We start from the raw sequence: 18,717 nt of genomic DNA, 5'->3' as shown, positions 1-18,717 counted from the left end.
GCATTTTTTTTATGTCAATCGAGGTAGGCAGCAAGTTACAGGGTAAAGTAACAGGTATTACAAATTTTGGGGCTTTTGTGGAGCTGCCAGAAGGCTTAACGGGTCTTGTTCATATTAGTGAAGTTGCTGATAATTATGTGAAAGATATTAACGATCACTTAAAAGTGGGCGACCAAGTAGAAGTAAAAGTTATTAACGTTGAAAAAGATGGTAAGATTGGTCTATCTATTAAAAAAGCGAAAGAGCGTGAAAAAACAGAAGGAGATCGTCCACGTGGTGAATACCAACGCGGTGGTGATCAACAACGTTCTGGACGTCCACAACGTAATCGTTCTTTCAACAGAGATAACCGTGGTGGCGGTAACGACCGTGCTCCAAAAGAAACATTCGAGCAAAAGATGGCACGTTTCTTAAAGGATAGTGAAGATCGTTTAACTTCTTTAAAGCGTAACACTGAATCTAAACGTGGTGGCCGTGGCGCACGTCGCGGATAATAAGAACGTTTAATTCTTAGAATATAGAGAGGTGCCCAGGGCGATTGCTCAGGGTGCTTTTTTATATGTGAAAATATATTTTTAAAAAAGTTTTCAAGATGTGTTGACTTTAAATTATATCTGAGGTAAGATACTAATTGTCCGTTAAATAAGACGACATGGCGGTGTAGCTCAGCTGGCTAGAGCGTACGGTTCATACCCGTGAGGTCGGGGGTTCGATCCCCTCCGCCGCTATATTTAATTTAACGGCCCGTTGGTCAAGTGGTTAAGACACCGCCCTTTCACGGCGGTAACACGGGTTCGAATCCCGTACGGGTCATCTAAAAAGATCATGCAAATGCGCATGATCTTTTTTTGTTAAATAAATTAAGACATACAACACTTCTACAAAATCACCCTATATTTTCTGAATGTTCGATTAAAATATTAAAAATAAAATACATACTGTGTATATATGTAGAGTTATTTCGAATAAAAAGTCGAACGATTATAAAAGTGAAAACTGTTGTTTTGACAAAAATCCCAATAATCATCTTTTATAATGACAGTAATTAAACTATGCAGGTGGTGTTAAAAATATGCCTAAAGCAGGAAGGAATACTATGAATACAAGTGCATTGGCAATGAATGAAGGTCAGCTTGGAGGAGTAAAGTGGACGAGTAAGTTGCGAATGAAGTTTGAGCAAGTTTTCTTTAGATGGGGATTTATTATTGTTGTTATTGGTTTTCTTTTGGGACGAGCATATATATTAACAAACATTTTACCGTTTGCACTACCGTTTTTTGCTGCTGTTTATGTTATGAAGCGGGATAAAATGCCGCTCGCATTCTTGGCCCTAATGGGGGGCGCACTTTCAGTTTCGATAGATAATTTATTCTTTACCTTTGCATCTATTTTTACTTTCTTCATTTATAATATCTTCTTTAGTCGGTTTACACGTAAAACTGTTGGACTTGTACCATTCCAAGTATTTATCTCCGCATTAACTGCACATTTAGTTGTCGTATATTTTGCACAACAAACTGTTACCATGTACGATTTACTCGTTAGTACGATTGAGGCAGGGCTTAGCTTCGTATTAACTATGATATTTTTACAAAGTGTCCCGCTTTTAGTAGAAAGAAAAGGGAAACAACAAGCGTTAGAGACAGAAGAAATTGTTTGTTTAATTATATTACTAGCATCTGTTTTAACTGGTACAACAGATTGGTTCATATATGACGCTTCTATTCAACATATTTTTACTAGGTATTTAGTGCTTGTGTTTGCGTTTATCGCAGGAGCGGCTACAGGATCTACAGTAGGGGTCGTCACTGGGTTAATATTAAGCTTAGCAAATGTCTCTAGTTTGTCCCAACTTAGTCTGCTTGCTTTTTCTGGATTGCTTGGTGGTTTGTTAAAAGAAGGGAAACGCTTAGGTGTTAGTTTAGGTTTATTAATTGGGACAAGCTTGATTACGCTATATGTAGACAAGCAAACAAACATTGTGACAACTTTAATTGAATCTGGTGTGGCGATTGCTTTCTTTTTATTAACACCGAAACTTGTTATGGATCGTATTGCTAAATTTATGCCAGGCACACAGGAGCATTCGCAAGATCAACAACAGTATTTAAGAAGAATGCGTGATGTTACAGCGAATAAAATCAATCAATTTGCCAATGTATTTGCTGCTTTATCTAATAGCTTTTCTGTATATGGATATGTGGAGGAGGAAGATAAAGAGACGGAGGCAGATTTGTTCTTAAGTACAATTACTGCAAAAACATGTCAAACATGCTTTAAAAAGGACCAATGCTGGGTAGTTAATTTCGATAAAACATATGATTATATGAAACAAATAATGAGTGAAACGGAAGAAGGAACTCTGCAGCATAATCGGAAGTTAGTTCGTGAATGGGACAAGCATTGCGTAAGAGGCAAGAAAGTGACGGATTTAGTAGCGGGTGAATTAGATCACTTCTATGAGGGACAAAAATTACGAAAACAAATGAAAGAAAATCGTAGAATAGTAGCGGAGCAATTGTTAGGTGTATCAAAAGTTATGGAGGATTTTGCTAAGGAGATACAAAGAGAAAGAGAAAATCATCAAGTACAGGAAGAACAGATTCTGCAAGCGTTTCGTGATTTTGGTGTAGAAATAGAGCATGTTGATATTTATTGTTTAGATAGAGGAAGTATTGATATTGAAATGTTGATTCCAGTTGCATCTAATGAACATGGAGAGTGTGAAAAATTAGTTGCACCAATGCTTTCTGATATCCTGAAGGAAAACATAGTTGTGAAACATGAAGAAAAATCTTCTTATCCGAACGGCCACAGTTTAATATCATTTGGTTCAGCAAAAACGTATTCCCTTGATACCGGCTTGGCCACAGCCGCGAAAGGCGGTGGGTTTGTTTCGGGTGATTCTTATGCGATGATGGATTTAAGTGTTGGGAAATATGCCCTTGCAATTAGTGATGGCATGGGAAATGGGCAAAGAGCTCATATGGAGAGTAAGGAAACAGTGAAATTATTACAAAAAATACTTCAGTCAGGCATTGATGAGGAGATAGCGATTAAATCTATTAACTCTATTCTCTCTTTAAGAACAACAGAAGAGATGTTTACGACATTAGACTTAGCTATGGTAGATTTGCGTGATGCGAGTGCGAAGTTTTTAAAGATTGGATCAACGCCGAGTTTTGTTAAACGCGCAAATAATATTTTGAAAATTGAAGCAAGTAATTTACCAATGGGAATTATCGAGGATGTTGAAGTTGATGTAGTGGGTGAGCAATTAAAAACAGGTGATATTCTTATTATGATGAGTGATGGGATTTTTGAGGGCGCGCAGCATGTGGAGAATCACGAGTTATGGATGAAGCGGAAAATTAAAGAGTTACAAACTGAAGATCCACAAGAGATTGCTGATATCATCATGGAAGAGGTGATTCGCTCTGGCGATGGTTATATAAATGATGATATGACTATTGTGGTGGCGAAAGTGAAGAAAAATATGCCGAAGTGGGCTACCATTCCAATTGTGGGAATGCAGGCACAATAAAGTTGAAGTGTGATGTTCCTTTATCGCTTTTTCCTTCTAAAAACCTAGGTGAATACCTAGGTTTTTTTGCTTTAAAAGATAATGTTATTATTTTTGTGAATATGTACGGATGATGTAAGATAAAAATGTAATTTTTGTATATCTTTTTTTTGCACAATGTTTGTAAAAGTTGTACCATTATAAACAAGGTAACTAACGTTGCTGTTCTTGTTTAATGAAAGGTGATTACGAAGTTGAAAGATACATTTGTTGAAAAGGTAGATGACTTTGTAAAGCAGCATGATGTATTAAAGGAACGCTCAACAATTGTTGTAGGGGTTTCTGGTGGTCCTGACTCTTTGGCTCTTCTATATTATTTGTTAGAAAAAAGAGCAGCAAAACAGTTTGAAATTGTAGTGGCGCATGTGGATCACATGTTTAGAGGTGATGAATCTCATGAGGACCTACAGTTTGTGCAGGACCTTTGTAAAGGACTGGGAGTTATTTGCGAAACGATAAGAATTAATGTGTCGCAATATCAACAGCAATACGGGATGAATGCACAGGTTGCTGCTAGAGAATGCAGATATGCATTTTTGGAAAGAATAATGAAGAAATATGATGCGAGATATGTAGCCCTTGGACATCATGGTGATGACCAAGTAGAGACGATTTTAATGCGTCTTGTACGAGGGAGTACTCCGAAAGGTTATGCAGGAATTGCAGTGAAGCGTCCTTTTCATAATGGATATTTAATTAGGCCGTTACTTGGAGTAACAAAGGAAGAAATTGTTGATTACTGTAATAAGCTGAAAATAATTCCTCGTATAGATCCAAGTAATAAAAAGGAAGTATATACAAGGAATCGATTACGTAAATATGTTCTTCCTCATTTGAAAGAAGAAAACCCACAAGTGCATGAGAAATTCCAAAAATTTAGCATGCAGATGCAAGAGGATGAGGCGTATTTGCAGGAATTAGCTTTTGAGAAAATGAATAAAGTAATTACAAAAAAAAGTGATAAACAAATTAGCTTATCAATTCCTGCCTTTGAATCCATGTCTATGCCTTTACAAAGAAGAGGGATTCAACTAATATTAAACTATCTTTATGAATATAAGATTCCATCTTCTCTTTCCTCTATACATATTGACAAAGTGATTGAGTTTTTTAAGCGGACACAACCTTCGGGTTCACTTGATTTCCCAGGTGATTTGAAAATTGTTCGCGCATACGAGGAGTGTAGCTTTGGATTTAAACAAGAAATTGTTTCTCCTTTCTTACAAGATTTATCAGTTCCCGGGACAATTACGCTATCGAACGGGGATAAACTTGTAACAGAGGTGAGCGAAGATATACCAAGTGACATGAATGAAACAGTATTTGTTGCTAAGTATAATGATATATCATATCCACTTCGTATTCGGTCTAGAGAAAATGGAGATCGCATGTCAATACAAGGTATGAATGGCACTAAAAAGATAAAAGCTATTTTTATTGAAGCAAAAGTACCAAGAGAAAAAAGAGAAGAATGGCCGGTCGTTTGTGATGCAAGTGGGAATGTTATTTGGTTACCCTTGTTGAAGCGATCTGCATTTGCTATCTCAAAAGAGACAGCAAAGAAGGATAAATATATGATTATTCACTACAAAAGCAAGGAGTCTTCCGGGAGGATAATGAAATGATGAATCAAGATATCGAAAAAGTATTAATTTCTGAAGAGCAAATACAAGAAAAGGTGCTCGAATTAGGCGCAATTATTGCAGAGGATTATAAAAACACAGTACCTCTTGCGATTGGTGTACTAAAGGGTGCAATGCCATTCATGGCAGATTTATTAAAGAGAACAGATACATATCTTGAAATGGACTTTATGGCTGTATCTAGTTACGGTCACTCAACTGTTTCAACAGGCGAAGTAAAAATTTTAAAAGACCTTGATACTTCTGTAGAAGGTCGCGATATTTTAATCGTTGAAGATATTATTGATAGCGGTCTTACGCTAAGTTACTTAGTAGACCTATTTAAATATCGTAAAGCGAAGTCTGTAAAAATTGTTACGTTATTAGATAAACCAACAGGCCGTAAGGTAGATTTGAAAGCGGATTATGTTGGATTTACTGTACCGCATGAATTTGTTGTAGGATATGGATTAGATTATAAAGAGCAGTACCGTAATCTTCCTTATGTAGGAGTATTAAAACCAAGCGTTTACTCAAATTAATTAAATACAGGCGTCACAATTGTATAGGAAAGTTTTTCTATGTTACGATTTACTATAGTGTTTATGCCGTGAGAGGAGGTTAGGAATGAATCGTATCTTCCGTAATACCATCTTTTATTTACTGATATTCCTAGTAGTAATTGGAATCGTGAGCTATTTTAATGGTTCGACACAAAAAACGACATCAGTTAGCTACGATAAATTCATTACTAAACTAGAAAAAGGTGAAGTTCGTAATGTGCAACTTCAACCGAAAAATGGTGTGTTTGAAGTAAAAGGACAATTTAATAACTCTAGCCAGGGAGAACAATTTGTTACTTATGCACCAAATACTGAGGAATTACAAAAGAAAATTAATGATAAAGCGCAAGGTGCTGAAGTTAAGTATCAACCAGCAGAAGAAACAAGTGCTTGGGTAACCTTCTTTACTTCTATCATTCCGTTTGTCATTATCTTCATTTTATTCTTCTTCTTATTAAACCAAGCTCAAGGCGGCGGTAGCCGTGTTATGAACTTCGGGAAAAGTAAGGCGAAGTTATATAATGACGAAAAGAAAAAAGTTCGTTTTAGAGATGTTGCTGGAGCGGATGAAGAGAAACAAGAGCTTGTTGAGGTAGTTGAATTCTTGAAAGATCCTCGTAAGTTTGCTGAAGTTGGTGCCCGTATTCCGAAGGGTGTTCTATTAGTGGGACCTCCAGGTACAGGTAAAACTTTACTAGCACGTGCCGTTGCAGGTGAGGCAGGCGTTCCGTTCTTCTCTATCAGTGGTTCTGATTTCGTAGAGATGTTCGTCGGTGTCGGTGCATCACGTGTACGTGATTTATTCGAAAACGCAAAGAAAAATGCTCCTTGTATCATTTTCATTGATGAAATTGATGCGGTAGGACGCCAACGTGGCGCAGGTCTTGGTGGTGGCCATGATGAGCGTGAGCAAACGTTAAACCAATTGCTTGTTGAAATGGATGGATTCGGTGCAAACGAAGGTATTATTATCATCGCTGCGACAAACCGTCCTGATATTCTTGACCCAGCATTATTACGTCCAGGTCGTTTTGACCGTCAAATTACAGTAGATCGTCCAGATGTAAATGGCCGTGAAGCTGTACTGAAAGTACATGCTCGTAATAAACCGCTTGATGAGAATATCAACTTAAGAGCAATTGCAACTCGTACACCGGGATTCTCTGGTGCCGATCTTGAAAACTTATTAAACGAAGCTGCTTTAGTAGCTGCGCGTCAAGATAAGAAGAAAATTGATATGAGTGACATTGATGAAGCAACGGATCGTGTTATTGCAGGTCCGGCTAAGAAAAGTCGTGTTATCTCTGAAAAAGAACGTAATATCGTTGCTTTCCATGAAGCGGGCCACACTGTAATTGGTGTTGTTCTTGATGAAGCTGATGTCGTTCATAAAGTAACAATTGTCCCTCGTGGTCAAGCTGGTGGATATGCAGTAATGCTTCCGAAAGAAGATCGTTACTTCATGACAAAACCAGAGTTACTTGATAAAATCACTGGTTTACTTGGTGGTCGAGTAGCTGAAGAAATTGTATTTGGTGAAGTGAGTACAGGTGCTCATAATGACTTCCAACGTGCGACTGGTATTGCAAGACGTATGGTTACGGAATTTGGTATGAGTGATAAGCTTGGACCAATGCAATTTGGTAGCTCACAAGGTGGTCAAGTGTTCTTAGGAAGAGACTTCCATTCAGAACAAAACTATAGTGATGCGATTGCACACGAAATCGATATGGAAATGCAAACGATTATGAAAGAATGTTATGCTCGTGCAAAACAAATTCTTACTGACAATCGTGATAAACTAGATCTTATTGCGAAAACGTTACTTGAAGTAGAAACGTTAGATGCAGAGCAAATTAATCATTTATGTGATTATGGCAGATTGCCAGAACGTCCAACATCTTCAGCTGATGTGAAAGTAAACATCAACATGAAGAAGGACGATGAAGAATCAGAAGATAAGTAAGAGATGAAGGAGTGACGATAGTCACTCCTTTTTTATTTGTAGAAGGGAACTAAGTAGAAAAAGAATTTAAATAAATCTGGTATTAAAAATTGAAATGGAGAGTAATCTTTTTGTAAAATGATGAGGATAGAAAAGCTGATTATATAAGTATGTGTGATATGATGTTTTTATAAGTTTTATGCATACTACATAAATATAGATTAAATAAGATAAGTGGTGAGAATATGATTTTTGTATTGGATGTAGGGAACACAAATGCTGTACTGGGCGTGTTTGAAGAGGGGGAACTTCGTCAACATTGGCGCATGGAAACAGATCGTCATAAGACAGAAGATGAATATGGAATGCTTGTAAAACAGTTGCTTGAGCATGAGGGTCTTTCGTTTGAAGATGTGAAAGGTATTATCGTGTCTTCAGTTGTACCACCAATTATGTTTGCTTTAGAGCGCATGTGTGAAAAGTATTTTAAAATTAAGCCGCTTGTAGTAGGTCCTGGAATAAAAACGGGGCTAAATATTAAATATGAAAATCCACGTGAAGTAGGTGCGGATCGAATCGTAAATGCAGTAGCAGGAATCCACTTATATGGAAGTCCACTTATTATTGTCGATTTTGGTACGGCTACTACATATTGTTATATTAACGAAGAAAAGCATTATATGGGTGGAGTTATTACACCGGGAATTATGATTTCAGCAGAGGCTTTATATAGTAGAGCAGCAAAACTTCCTCGTATTGAAATTACAAAACCAAGCAGTGTAGTTGGGAAGAATACGGTAAGTGCGATGCAATCTGGTATTCTTTATGGTTATGTAGGACAAGTGGAAGGTATTGTTAAGCGCATGAAAGAGGAAGCTAAACAAGAACCGAAAGTTATTGCAACAGGTGGATTGGCGAAATTAATTTCAGAAGAATCGAATGTAATTGATGTTGTAGATCCATTCTTAACATTAAAAGGTTTGTATATGTTATACGAGCGTAATGCAAATTTACAGCATGAGAAAGGTGAATAAATAAGTATGAAAGATTATTTAGTAAAAGCGTTAGCATTTGATGGGGAAGTGCGTGCGTATAGTGTACGTACTACAAACACGGTAAGTGAGGCGCAAAGACGTCATGATACATGGAGAACAGCTTCAGCGGCACTTGGTCGTTCTTTAACTGCAGGTACAATGATGGGTGCAATGTTAAAAGGTGACCAAAAGCTAACGATTAAAGTAGAAGGTAATGGCCCGATTGGTCCTATCTTAGTAGATGCTCATGCAAATGGGGATGTACGTGGTTATGTAACGAATCCGCATGTTGACTTTGAAGGAACAGAACAAGGGAAATTACGTGTATATCAAGCGGTAGGTACTGAAGGGTTTGTAACGGTAATTAAAGATATTGGTATGCGTGAGCCGTTTATTGGTCAATCTCCAATTGTTTCAGGAGAATTAGGAGAAGACTTCACGTATTATTTTGCAGTTTCTGAGCAGACGCCTTCTTCAGTAGGTGTTGGTGTCCTTGTAAATGGAGATGATAGCATATTAGCAGCAGGTGGATTTATCCTTCAAATTATGCCGGGTGCACAGGAAGAAACAATTTCATTCATTGAAGAGCGTTTACAGAAGATTCCTCCTGTATCAACATTGATTGAACAAGGGCTTTCTCCAGAAGAGTTACTGTATGCAGTCCTTGGAGAAGATAAGGTAAAAGTATTAGAAACGATGGATGTTCAATTTAATTGCACATGCTCACGCGAACGTATCGAGAGTGTGTTAATTAGTTTAGGTAAAACGGAGTTAGAGCAAGTTCGTGAAGAAGAAGAAGAAACAGAAGTTCATTGTCATTTCTGTAATGAGCGATACAAGTTCTCTAAAGAAGATATTACAAATTTAATTGAGAATTTGTAATAAGGGAATTCGCCCTCTAAATACATTGACAAACAGGGAATTTTCTGACAAAATCTAAATATAGATAAAACCAATAAAAATACTCGGTGTTAGGAGTGACAGGAATGCGAGTGGCACAATCAGTTTCAGAATTAATCGGGAAAACGCCGATCGTTAAGTTGAACCGCATCGTAGAATCAGACAGCGCAGATATATACTTAAAATTAGAATTTATGAATCCAGGGAGCAGCGTTAAAGATCGTATCGCATTAGCTATGATTGAAGATGCTGAGAAAAAAGGATTATTAAAAGAAGGCGATACAATCATTGAACCGACAAGTGGTAACACGGGAATTGGTTTAGCGATGGTAGCGGCTGCTAAAGGATATAAGGCAATTTTAGTAATGCCAGAAACAATGAGTATTGAACGTCGTAATTTATTACGTGCTTACGGTGCGGAATTAGTATTGACTCCAGGGCCTGAAGGAATGGGTGGAGCAATTCGTAAAGCGACTGAATTAGCAAAAGAGAATGGTTACTTTATACCACAACAGTTCAAAAACCAATCGAATCCAGAAATTCACCGTTTAACAACAGGTCCAGAAATTGTTGAACAAATGGGCGACCAATTAGATGCGTTTATTGCAGGTATTGGTACGGGTGGAACGATTACTGGTGCTGGTGAAGTGCTGAAGGAAGCATATAAAGATATTAAAATTTATGCAGTAGAACCTGCGGATTCACCAGTATTATCTGGTGGGAAACCAGGCCCGCATAAAATCCAAGGAATTGGGGCTGGATTTATCCCAGAGACATTGGATGTAGAAGTATATGATGAAATTGTTCAAGTGAAAACGGAGCAAGCGTTTGAATATGCAAGAAGAGTGGCTAAAGAGGAAGGTATTCTAGTTGGTATCTCTTCAGGAGCGGTTATTTATGCAGCGACAGAAGTTGCGAAAAAGTTAGGTAAAGGGAAAAAGGTACTTGTTATTATCCCAAGTAATGGTGAACGTTATTTAAGTACACCACTTTATCAATTTGAGTCTTAATTACATGTGATTGAAAAAGCATCCTTGAAAAAGGATGCTTTTTCTTTTTGGATTGGAAATAGGAAAAGAGTGAATGACTAGAAAACTTCATGTAAAATAAGAGGTAGTATCATTAATTTATTTTCACTAGCCTTCGAATATAACTCTTCTATATACATAACGAATGTAGCTTGAAGTGGTTCATATAAGAGGGTGGGATAAAAGAAGACGGGGTGTTGATATGCAACGAAGAAAATCTTTAGCGCTTTCTATTCCATATCAGTTAGATTTCTTTAAGCAATATAAATTTCTTTCTAAGGATAAACCGCAACACATTTTGTTAGAGAGTGGACGTGGCGGTCGTTATAACATCGTGGGATTAAACCCAGTAGCGGTAATCCGAGGGAAGGGTGAAACGTTACATATAAGTGAAAGTGGTAAGGAAACAATAAAGCAAGGAAACCCATTAGATTTAATGCAGGAATATATGGAGCGATGGAAAACGGATTATAATCCGGAATACCCGCCTTTTCAAGGTGGTGCAATTGGTTACTTTAGTTATGATTGCATCCGTTATATTGAAAAACTTCCTTCCCTTGCAGAGGATGATATTAATATACCTGACATATTCTTTTTATTATTTGATGATGTGTTTGTGTATGATCAAAAAGAAAAAGTGTTATGGATTATTACACATTATGTAGATAAGCATGAAGAGGCAAAAGAGCGATTGCATGAGTGGAAGGTTCTTTGGGCGACAGAAGCGCCGGAAGTGACTATACCGTTTGCATGCCCTGAAAAGAAAAGTGAAGCAGTTGCTTTTACTGAAGAAGGTTTTATGAAGGCAGTTGAATGTATTCAAGAATATATTGGGGCTGGTGATGTGTTCCAAGTAAACTTGTCGACGAGACAAGAAAGAACGTTACAAACACACCCGCTAGAAATTTATACAAGTCTTCGTGAAATTAATCCATCTCCATATATGGGTTACTTGGAGCTTGGGGATTTTCAAATTGTTAGTGGATCGCCGGAGTTGTTAATTAAGAAACAAGGAACTGAAGTAAGTACAAGACCAATTGCTGGAACGAGATCTAGAGGGGCGAATGAGCAAGAGGATGAAGAATTGGCAAGAGAATTAATTGAGAATGAAAAAGAAAGAGCAGAGCACGTCATGCTTGTGGATTTAGAACGAAATGATTTAGGGCGTGTTTGTAAATATGGCACTGTAGAAGTAGATGAATTTATGGTAATTGAGAAATACTCACACGTTATGCATATTGTTTCTAATGTGCGTGGTGAGGTGGAAAAAGATAAAGATGCTTTTGATTTAGTGAAGGCTGTGTTCCCTGGGGGGACAATTACTGGCGCCCCGAAAATACGTACGATGGAAATTATTGAAGAATTAGAACCTGTTCGCCGAGGGATTTATACAGGTTCAATCGGTTGGATTGGTTATTCTGGAGATACAGAATTGAATATTGTAATTAGGACACTTCTTGCTAAAGATGGAAAAGCGCATGTACAAGCAGGAGCAGGAATTGTAATTGATTCAAACCCGGAAAATGAATATAAAGAGTCGTTAAAAAAGGCGATTGCTTTATGGCGTGCAAAAGAACGTAGCGAAGAAACGGTTAGGTGAGAGAAATGATATTAATGATTGATAATTATGATTCTTTTACATTTAATTTAGTGCAGTTTCTTGGAGAACTTGGACAAGATCTTGTTGTTAAACGTAACGATGAAGTGACTATTTTAGATATTGAGAATATGAAACCAGACTTTTTAATGATTTCGCCAGGCCCATGTAGTCCGAATGAAGCAGGAATTAGTATGGAGGTTATTCGATACTTTGCCGGAAAGATTCCGATTTTTGGGGTTTGTCTTGGGCATCAATCCATTGCACAAGTGTTTGGTGGAGAGGTTGTCCGTGCAGAGCGATTAATGCATGGGAAAACATCGCTTATGCATCATGATGAGAAGACGATTTTTTCGGATATCCCTAATCCGTTTACCGCGACGCGCTATCATTCCCTTATTGTTAAGAAAGAGACGTTACCTGATTGTTTAGAGGTAACGTCTTGGACAGAAGAAGGGGAAATTATGGCGCTCCGCCATACAACATTACCGATTGAAGGTGTGCAGTTCCACCCGGAATCTATTATGACTTCTCACGGGAAAGAGTTGTTGCAGAATTTCATTCGTAAATATAGTCCAAGTGTGACATCATGTTAATTTACGTAAATGGTCAGTATGTAGAATCGAGTGAAGCGAGAATTTCTCCTTATGATCATGGTTATTTATATGGTCTTGGAGTTTTTGAGACTTTTCGTATTTATAATGGTCATCCTTTCTTATTGGATGATCATTATGACCGTTTAATAGATGCGTTGGATACGTTGCAAATTAAATGGTCGATGACGAAAGATGAAGTAATGCTTATTTTGAAGAATTTACTCGTTAAGAATAAATTAGAGCATGCGTATGTCCGTTTTAATGTATCGGCGGGTATAGATGAAATTGGATTGCAAACAGAAATGTATGAAGAGCCGTCTATTATTGTTTTTATAAAACCTTTAGCGGCCCCGGGAGATGTAGTGGAAAAAGAAGGGGTTGTCTTAAATCAAGTGAGAAATACACCAGAGGGTGCATCTCGCTTGAAGTCTCATCATTATTTAAATAACATTTTTGGAAAACGTGAAATTGGAAATGGTGTGAATAAGGAAGGTATTTTCCTTACTAAAGCAGGTTATGTTGCAGAGGGTATTGTTTCGAATCTCTTTTTTGTGAAAGGTGATATTTTATATACACCTTCGCTTGAAACAGGGATTTTAAATGGTATTACTCGTTCGTTTATTATAAAGGTTGCTGAAGAGCTTGGTATAGAAGTAAAGGAAGGTTTCTTTACAAAAGATGAATTACTTTCAGCCGATGAAGTCTTCGTAACAAACTCGATTCAAGAAATTGTTCCGCTTAATCGTATAGAGGGACGAGATTTCCCGGGTAAAGTAGGTATGGTTACAAAAAGATTTATGAACCTTTATGAAATGCAGAGAGAGAAATTGTGGAGCAGAAATGAATTACGAAGAGGAGATGTGTAGTTTGAAGTGGGATTATGATTTGCGCTGCGGCGAATATACATTGAACTTAAATGAAAGAACGTTAATTATGGGGATTTTAAATGTAACACCAGATTCGTTTTCTGATGGTGGGAGTTACAACGAGGTAGATGCTGCAGTGCGCCATGCGAAAGAAATGCGAGATGAAGGTGCTCATATTATTGATATTGGTGGCGAATCTACTCGTCCGGGCTTTGCTAAAGTGTCAGTGGAAGAAGAAATAAAACGAGTTGTTCCAATGATTCAGGCTGTCTCAAAAGAGGTGAAATTACCTATTTCTATCGACACATATAAAGCGGAAGTTGCAAAACAAGCGATCGAAGCTGGTGCTCATATTATTAATGATGTTTGGGGAGCGAAGGCGGAACCGAAAATCGCTGAAGTTGCGGCTCATTACGATGTACCTATTATCTTAATGCATAATCGCGATAACATGAATTATCGTAATTTAATGGCTGATATGGTTGCTGATTTATATGACAGTATTAAAATTGCTAAAGATGCTGGTGTACGAGATGAGAATATCATTTTAGACCCAGGCATCGGTTTTGCTAAAACACCTGAACAAAATTTAGAAGCGATGCGTAATTTAGAACAGTTAAACGTACTAGGTTATCCAGTTCTCTTAGGGACTTCAAGAAAGTCCTTTATTGGGCATGTGCTAGATTTACCGGTAGAAGAACGTCTTGAGGGGACGGGAGCTACCGTTTGTCTTGGTATTGAAAAGGGTTGTGAGTTTGTTCGTGTTCATGATGTGAAGGAAATGGCACGTATGGCTAAGATGATGGATGCGATGATTGGTAAGGGGGTAAAGTAATTGGATAAAATTTATATTCATGATATGGAGTTTTACGGTTATCATGGTGTATTCCCAGAGGAAAATAAATTGGGCCAGAGATTTAAAGTGGACTTAACGGTGGAATTGGATTTGAAACAAGCAGGAGAAAGTGATGACTTAGAGCATTCTGTTAATTATGGAGAGCTTTTCGAATTATGTAGGAAAGTTGTAGAAGATAGAACATATAAGCTTGTAGAGAGTATTGCTGAAAATATTGCTACAGATATATTGAAACAATATGAGAGTATTTCAAGATGTACGATAAAGGTAATTAAACCAGATCCGCCGATACCAGGACATTATCGTGCTGTAGCGGTAGAAATTACGAGAGAACGTCCATGAATAATATAGCTTACATTGCATTAGGTTCAAATATTGGAGAGCGTTATACGTATTTAACTGAAGCGATTCAGTTTCTGAATAAAAATCCTTATATCAAAGTTGAGGATGTTTCGTCTGTATATGAGACGGAACCGGTTGGCTATACTGACCAAAGTTGCTTTTTAAATTTAGTTATAAAAATTTCTACCAATTTATCACCGCAAGAATTATTGAAAGTAACGCAAAAAGTAGAAAATGATCTAGGAAGAAAAAGGGAAATTAGGTGGGGACCTAGGACTATCGACCTTGACATTTTACTATATAATCAAGAAAATATTGAAGCAGAGAATCTTATTGTTCCGCATCCGCGGATGTTCGAAAGAGCTTTTGTTATCGTTCCGTTGTTAGAGATTAATCAAGATATAAAACAAAACATTTCACGTTCACAAGTAGAAGAAATGAAAAGGCGAGAGGGAGTAACGGTATGGAAGCAGAAAAATGGGGAAGACGCATTCGTGCTTTTCGAAAACTAAAAGGTTATACGCAAGAAGGTTTTGCAAAAGAATTAGGGGTATCTGTATCTGTTTTAGGTGAAGTTGAGCGAGGGAATCGATCGCCTTCCCAAGACTTTGTAGTGGAAGTTGCTAAAGCATTAAAGGTCTCGATAGATGAGCTAATGCCAAAGTGACCATGAAGGAAGGAGTAAATCGAGTGTTAAAAATCGCAAATATTGAGATGAAAAATCCGGTTGTATTAGCACCGATGGCGGGAGTGTGTAACTCTGCATTCCGTTTGACAGTAAAAGAATTCGGTGCAGGCCTAGTTTGTGCTGAAATGGTAAGTGATAAGGCGATACTACTGAACAATAAAAGAACATTAGATATGTTATATATTGATGAGAGAGAAAAGCCATTAAGTTTACAAATTTTTGGTGGCGAGAAAGAAACTCTTGTAGATGCTGCGAAATACGTAGATCAATATACGACAGCAGACATCATTGATATTAATATGGGGTGCCCAGTACCAAAAATCGTTAAGTGTGATGCAGGAGCAAAGTGGCTTTTAGACCCAAATAAAATATATGAAATGGTAGCGGCAGTTGTAGATGCTGTAGAAAAACCAGTTACAGTAAAAATGCGTATCGGTTGGGATGAGGATCATATTTTCGCAATCGAGAATGCGAAAGCTGTTGAGCGTGCTGGTGGACAAGCGGTAGCGGTTCATGGGCGCACACGAGTACAAATGTATGAAGGAAAAGCGGATTGGGATATTATTAAACAAGTAAAGCAAGCTGTAAATATCCCGGTTATCGGAAATGGCGATGTCGCAACGCCGCAAGATGCAAAGCGTATGCTTGATGAAATTGGTGTAGATGGTGTTATGATTGGCCGCGCTGCCCTTGGAGATCCATGGATGATTTATCGTACGGTAAAGTATTTAGAGACTGGTGAATTAATGCCGGAACCGACAGTACGTGAGAAAATTGACGTATGTATGTTGCATCTAGATCGTCTGATCGATTTAAAGAATGAAAATGTCGCTGTAAGAGAGATGAGAAAGCACGCAGCTTGGTATTTAAAGGGCATTCGTGGTAATGCAACTGTACGTAATGGTATCAATGCTTGTAATACGCGTGAAGACCTTGCAAATGTATTAAGTACATTTGTAGAAGAAGTAGAAGCGAAACAACAAACAATTCACGTTGGTTAATAATAGGAAGGGAAGATTGACATTCTTCTATACACTTCCTATAATTACGTGAAAGAAAGAAGAACTGCCAGTTAGTTGCTGGCAGTTTTTCTAGTTGAGTAGAAAATGCTATACTGTATATATTGTAAAAATTAATAGAGCTGGAGTGATATCAATACCATGGATAACATGAACCACGAAGAATTAAACGACCAATTGCTTGTTCGTCGTGAAAAGCTACATAACTTACGTGAGCAAGGGATCGATCCGTTCGGTAAACGTTTTGAACGTACAAATGCAACAAATGAATTATTAAGCCTATATGGAGAGTTCTCTAAAGAAGAATTAGAGGAGAAAGAAATCTCTGTTTCTATCGCTGGTCGTATTATGACAAAACGCGGTAAAGGAAAAGCTGGATTTGCACATATTCAAGATTTACATGGACAAGTTCAAATTTACGTTCGTAAAGATGCTGTTGGAGATGAAGAGTACGAATTATTTAAAACGGCAGATTTAGGTGACTTAGTAGGTATTGAAGGTAAAGTTTTCAAAACGAACGTTGGAGAACTTTCGGTGAAAGCAACGGGCTTTACGCTATTAACGAAATCTCTTCGTCCATTACCGGATAAATATCATGGATTAAAAGATGTTGAACAACGCTACCGTCAACGCTACTTAGACTTAATTACAAGTATGGAAAGTCGTGAAACATTTGTTACTCGCAGTAAAATCATTCGTGAAATGAGAAGATACTTAGATGACAATGGTTATCTTGAAGTGGAAACACCTATGATGCACGCAATTGCAGGTGGAGCTTCTGCGCGTCCTTTTATTACGCATCATAATGCGTTAGATATGGAATTATATATGCGTATCGCAATTGAACTTCATTTAAAACGCCTTATTGTGGGTGGATTAGAAAAAGTTTATGAAATCGGCCGTGTATTCCGTAACGAGGGTGTATCAACTCGTCATAATCCCGAGTTTACGATGATTGAATTATATGAAGCGTATGCTGATTATAAAGATATTATGAAACTAACAGAAAATATGGTTGCTCATATCGCGAAGCAAGTACTAGGTACAACAACAATTCAGTATGGTGATTATGAAATTAATCTAGAACCAGAATGGACACGTCTTCATATGGTAGATGCAATTAAAGAACATTCTGGAGCAGATTTCTGGAATCCGATGAGTGTAGAAGAAGCGCGTGAACTTGCAAAAGAACATAATGTAGAAATTAAGGATACAATGGAAGTTGGTCATATTATTAATGAATTCTTCGAGCAAAAAGTAGAAGATAAATTAATCCAACCAACATTTATTTACGGTCATCCGGTAGAAATTTCGCCACTTGCGAAAAAGAATGACGAAGATCCACGATTCACAGATCGTTTCGAATTATTTATCGTTGCACGTGAACATGCAAATGCATTCACTGAATTAAATGATCCAATCGATCAGAAAGAACGTTTTGAAGCGCAATTAAAAGAACGCGAACAAGGTAATGATGAAGCTCACATGATGGATGATGATTATATCGAAGCTCTTGAGTATGGTATGCCTCCTACAGGTGGACTAGGAATTGGTATTGATCGTCTTGTTATGTTATTAACGAATGCACCATCTATTCGTGACGTACTATTATTCCCTGCTATGCGTCATAAACAAGACTAAGCTTTGGAGATTTCTCCAAAGCTTTTTTTATCGCGATTGGTGAGGCTTGAATAAAGTTTCACTTTATTTGAGTATGAGCGTGGAGATTAGATGTTGATGTTGGAAGAAATTATATTTATATAGAAGAAAAGTGCTGTTTTTATACTTTTTTACTAAGTTAAAAATTTTATTAGAAAAACTATTGCATTTTAATAATCAAACTGGTATATTTATATTCGTTGCCACGAAAGGTAACAAACAAAACAAACGAAAAACAACTTATTGAAAAAAGTTGTTGACGAAAATATAACGAAATGTTATATTGATAAAGTCGCTTCTGAGCGGCGAAGTAGTTCTTTGAAAACTGAACGAAACAAACAACGTGAAACGTCAATTTTTATTTTAGATGCTAGACAAACTAACTTTATTGGAGAGTTTGATCCTGGCTCAGGATGAAC

Annotated in this window: 17 protein-coding genes and 2 tRNA genes; all 19 read left to right on the top strand. The window is 37.4% G+C overall.

Annotated features, from left to right (window positions below; translation table 11 throughout):
* Positions 1–11: 11 nt before the first annotated feature.
* The 19 genes from MR070_RS25415 (at position 12) to lysS (ending at position 18,280) form a co-directional block, all read left to right on the top strand.
* Complete coding sequence (locus tag MR070_RS25415) at positions 12–494, top strand: S1 domain-containing RNA-binding protein (RefSeq protein ID WP_000021452.1); 483 nt, start codon at positions 12–14, stop codon at positions 492–494.
* 160 nt (positions 495–654) lie between these two features.
* Positions 655–728, top strand: a tRNA-Met gene (locus tag MR070_RS25410).
* A 13-nt stretch (positions 729–741) separates the two neighbouring features.
* Positions 742–813: transfer RNA gene (locus MR070_RS25405), tRNA-Glu, on the top strand.
* A 259-nt stretch (positions 814–1,072) separates the two neighbouring features.
* Positions 1,073–3,544, top strand: a complete 2,472-nt coding sequence (spoIIE, locus tag MR070_RS25400; protein ID WP_001123528.1) for a stage II sporulation protein E — start codon at positions 1,073–1,075, stop codon at positions 3,542–3,544.
* Positions 3,545–3,777: 233 nt separating this feature from the next.
* Complete coding sequence (gene tilS, locus MR070_RS25395; protein ID WP_000655447.1) at positions 3,778–5,208, top strand: tRNA lysidine(34) synthetase TilS; 1,431 nt, start codon at positions 3,778–3,780, stop codon at positions 5,206–5,208.
* Positions 5,205–5,747 (top strand): hypoxanthine phosphoribosyltransferase, encoded by a 543-nt coding sequence (gene hpt, locus MR070_RS25390; RefSeq protein WP_000981838.1) that lies wholly within the window; start codon positions 5,205–5,207, stop codon positions 5,745–5,747. The genes tilS and hpt overlap by 4 nt, the downstream gene beginning before the upstream one ends.
* A gap of 85 nt (positions 5,748–5,832) precedes the next feature.
* Complete coding sequence (gene ftsH, locus MR070_RS25385) at positions 5,833–7,734, top strand: ATP-dependent zinc metalloprotease FtsH (protein WP_001079659.1); 1,902 nt, start codon at positions 5,833–5,835, stop codon at positions 7,732–7,734.
* A 224-nt stretch (positions 7,735–7,958) separates the two neighbouring features.
* Entirely contained in the window at positions 7,959–8,747 is a 789-nt protein-coding gene (locus MR070_RS25380; protein ID WP_000578367.1) for a type III pantothenate kinase, read from the top strand.
* 6 nt (positions 8,748–8,753) lie between these two features.
* Positions 8,754–9,629, top strand: coding sequence for a redox-regulated molecular chaperone HslO (gene hslO / locus MR070_RS25375; RefSeq protein ID WP_000656366.1), 876 nt, complete (start codon positions 8,754–8,756; stop codon positions 9,627–9,629).
* Between the two features lie 104 nt (positions 9,630–9,733).
* Positions 9,734–10,657, top strand: coding sequence for a cysteine synthase A (cysK, locus tag MR070_RS25370; protein ID WP_242262222.1), 924 nt, complete (start codon positions 9,734–9,736; stop codon positions 10,655–10,657).
* A gap of 220 nt (positions 10,658–10,877) precedes the next feature.
* Complete coding sequence (gene pabB, locus MR070_RS25365) at positions 10,878–12,275, top strand: aminodeoxychorismate synthase component I (RefSeq protein ID WP_070805068.1); 1,398 nt, start codon at positions 10,878–10,880, stop codon at positions 12,273–12,275.
* A 5-nt stretch (positions 12,276–12,280) separates the two neighbouring features.
* On the top strand, positions 12,281–12,868 hold the full coding sequence (gene pabA, locus MR070_RS25360; RefSeq protein WP_000602274.1) for an aminodeoxychorismate/anthranilate synthase component II: 588 nt from the start codon (positions 12,281–12,283) through the stop codon (positions 12,866–12,868).
* Positions 12,862–13,734: an aminodeoxychorismate lyase gene (gene pabC / locus MR070_RS25355; protein WP_242262221.1), complete on the top strand. Its 873-nt coding sequence runs from the start codon at positions 12,862–12,864 to the stop codon at positions 13,732–13,734. Before pabA ends, pabC begins: the two co-directional genes overlap by 7 nt.
* Positions 13,709–14,569 carry a dihydropteroate synthase gene (folP, locus tag MR070_RS25350; RefSeq protein ID WP_242262220.1) on the top strand — a complete coding sequence of 287 codons (861 nt, stop codon included), beginning with the start codon at positions 13,709–13,711 and terminating at the stop codon, positions 14,567–14,569. Before pabC ends, folP begins: the two co-directional genes overlap by 26 nt.
* The gene (gene folB, locus MR070_RS25345; protein ID WP_000358059.1) at positions 14,570–14,932 is read left to right on the top strand and encodes a dihydroneopterin aldolase; all 363 of its coding nucleotides are present in this window, start codon (positions 14,570–14,572) and stop codon (positions 14,930–14,932) included. It begins immediately after the preceding gene.
* Positions 14,929–15,444 (top strand): 2-amino-4-hydroxy-6-hydroxymethyldihydropteridine diphosphokinase, encoded by a 516-nt coding sequence (folK, locus tag MR070_RS25340; RefSeq protein WP_001059445.1) that lies wholly within the window; start codon positions 14,929–14,931, stop codon positions 15,442–15,444. The genes folB and folK overlap by 4 nt, the downstream gene beginning before the upstream one ends.
* Positions 15,396–15,599 (top strand): helix-turn-helix domain-containing protein, encoded by a 204-nt coding sequence (locus MR070_RS25335; RefSeq protein WP_000387027.1) that lies wholly within the window; start codon positions 15,396–15,398, stop codon positions 15,597–15,599. The genes folK and MR070_RS25335 overlap by 49 nt, the downstream gene beginning before the upstream one ends.
* 23 nt (positions 15,600–15,622) lie before the next feature.
* Positions 15,623–16,621 carry a tRNA dihydrouridine synthase DusB gene (gene dusB, locus MR070_RS25330; protein ID WP_000912260.1) on the top strand — a complete coding sequence of 333 codons (999 nt, stop codon included), beginning with the start codon at positions 15,623–15,625 and terminating at the stop codon, positions 16,619–16,621.
* 159 nt (positions 16,622–16,780) lie between these two features.
* A complete protein-coding gene (lysS, locus tag MR070_RS25325) occupies positions 16,781–18,280 on the top strand; it encodes a lysine--tRNA ligase (RefSeq protein ID WP_000369678.1) in 1,500 nt (499 codons plus the stop codon).
* Positions 18,281–18,717 lie beyond the last annotated feature (437 nt).

Origin of the sequence: Bacillus cereus group sp. BfR-BA-01453, assembly GCF_022662915.1 — a bacterium.
Lineage (GTDB): Bacteria > Bacillota > Bacilli > Bacillales > Bacillaceae_G > Bacillus_A > Bacillus_A paranthracis.
The sequence above is the reverse complement of the archived record's forward strand: the minus strand, read 5'-3'. Positions and strand labels throughout refer to the sequence as shown.

Bases quoted from the DNA above. Each gene is read 5' to 3' on its own strand.
- MR070_RS25415 (WP_000021452.1), top strand. From the start codon at position 12: ATGTCAATCGAGGTAGGCAGCAAGTTACAGGGTAAAGTAACAGGTATT.
- spoIIE (WP_001123528.1), top strand. From the start codon at position 1,073: ATGCCTAAAGCAGGAAGGAATACTATGAATACAAGTGCATTGGCAATG.
- hpt (WP_000981838.1), top strand. From the start codon at position 5,205: ATGATGAATCAAGATATCGAAAAAGTATTAATTTCTGAAGAGCAAATA.
- ftsH (WP_001079659.1), top strand. From the start codon at position 5,833: ATGAATCGTATCTTCCGTAATACCATCTTTTATTTACTGATATTCCTA.
- MR070_RS25380 (WP_000578367.1), top strand. From the start codon at position 7,959: ATGATTTTTGTATTGGATGTAGGGAACACAAATGCTGTACTGGGCGTG.
- hslO (WP_000656366.1), top strand. From the start codon at position 8,754: ATGAAAGATTATTTAGTAAAAGCGTTAGCATTTGATGGGGAAGTGCGT.
- cysK (WP_242262222.1), top strand. From the start codon at position 9,734: ATGCGAGTGGCACAATCAGTTTCAGAATTAATCGGGAAAACGCCGATC.
- pabB (WP_070805068.1), top strand. From the start codon at position 10,878: ATGCAACGAAGAAAATCTTTAGCGCTTTCTATTCCATATCAGTTAGAT.
- pabA (WP_000602274.1), top strand. From the start codon at position 12,281: ATGATATTAATGATTGATAATTATGATTCTTTTACATTTAATTTAGTG.
- pabC (WP_242262221.1), top strand. From the start codon at position 12,862: ATGTTAATTTACGTAAATGGTCAGTATGTAGAATCGAGTGAAGCGAGA.
- folP (WP_242262220.1), top strand. From the start codon at position 13,709: ATGAATTACGAAGAGGAGATGTGTAGTTTGAAGTGGGATTATGATTTG.
- folK (WP_001059445.1), top strand. From the start codon at position 14,929: ATGAATAATATAGCTTACATTGCATTAGGTTCAAATATTGGAGAGCGT.
- MR070_RS25335 (WP_000387027.1), top strand. From the start codon at position 15,396: ATGGAAGCAGAAAAATGGGGAAGACGCATTCGTGCTTTTCGAAAACTA.
- lysS (WP_000369678.1), top strand. From the start codon at position 16,781: ATGGATAACATGAACCACGAAGAATTAAACGACCAATTGCTTGTTCGT.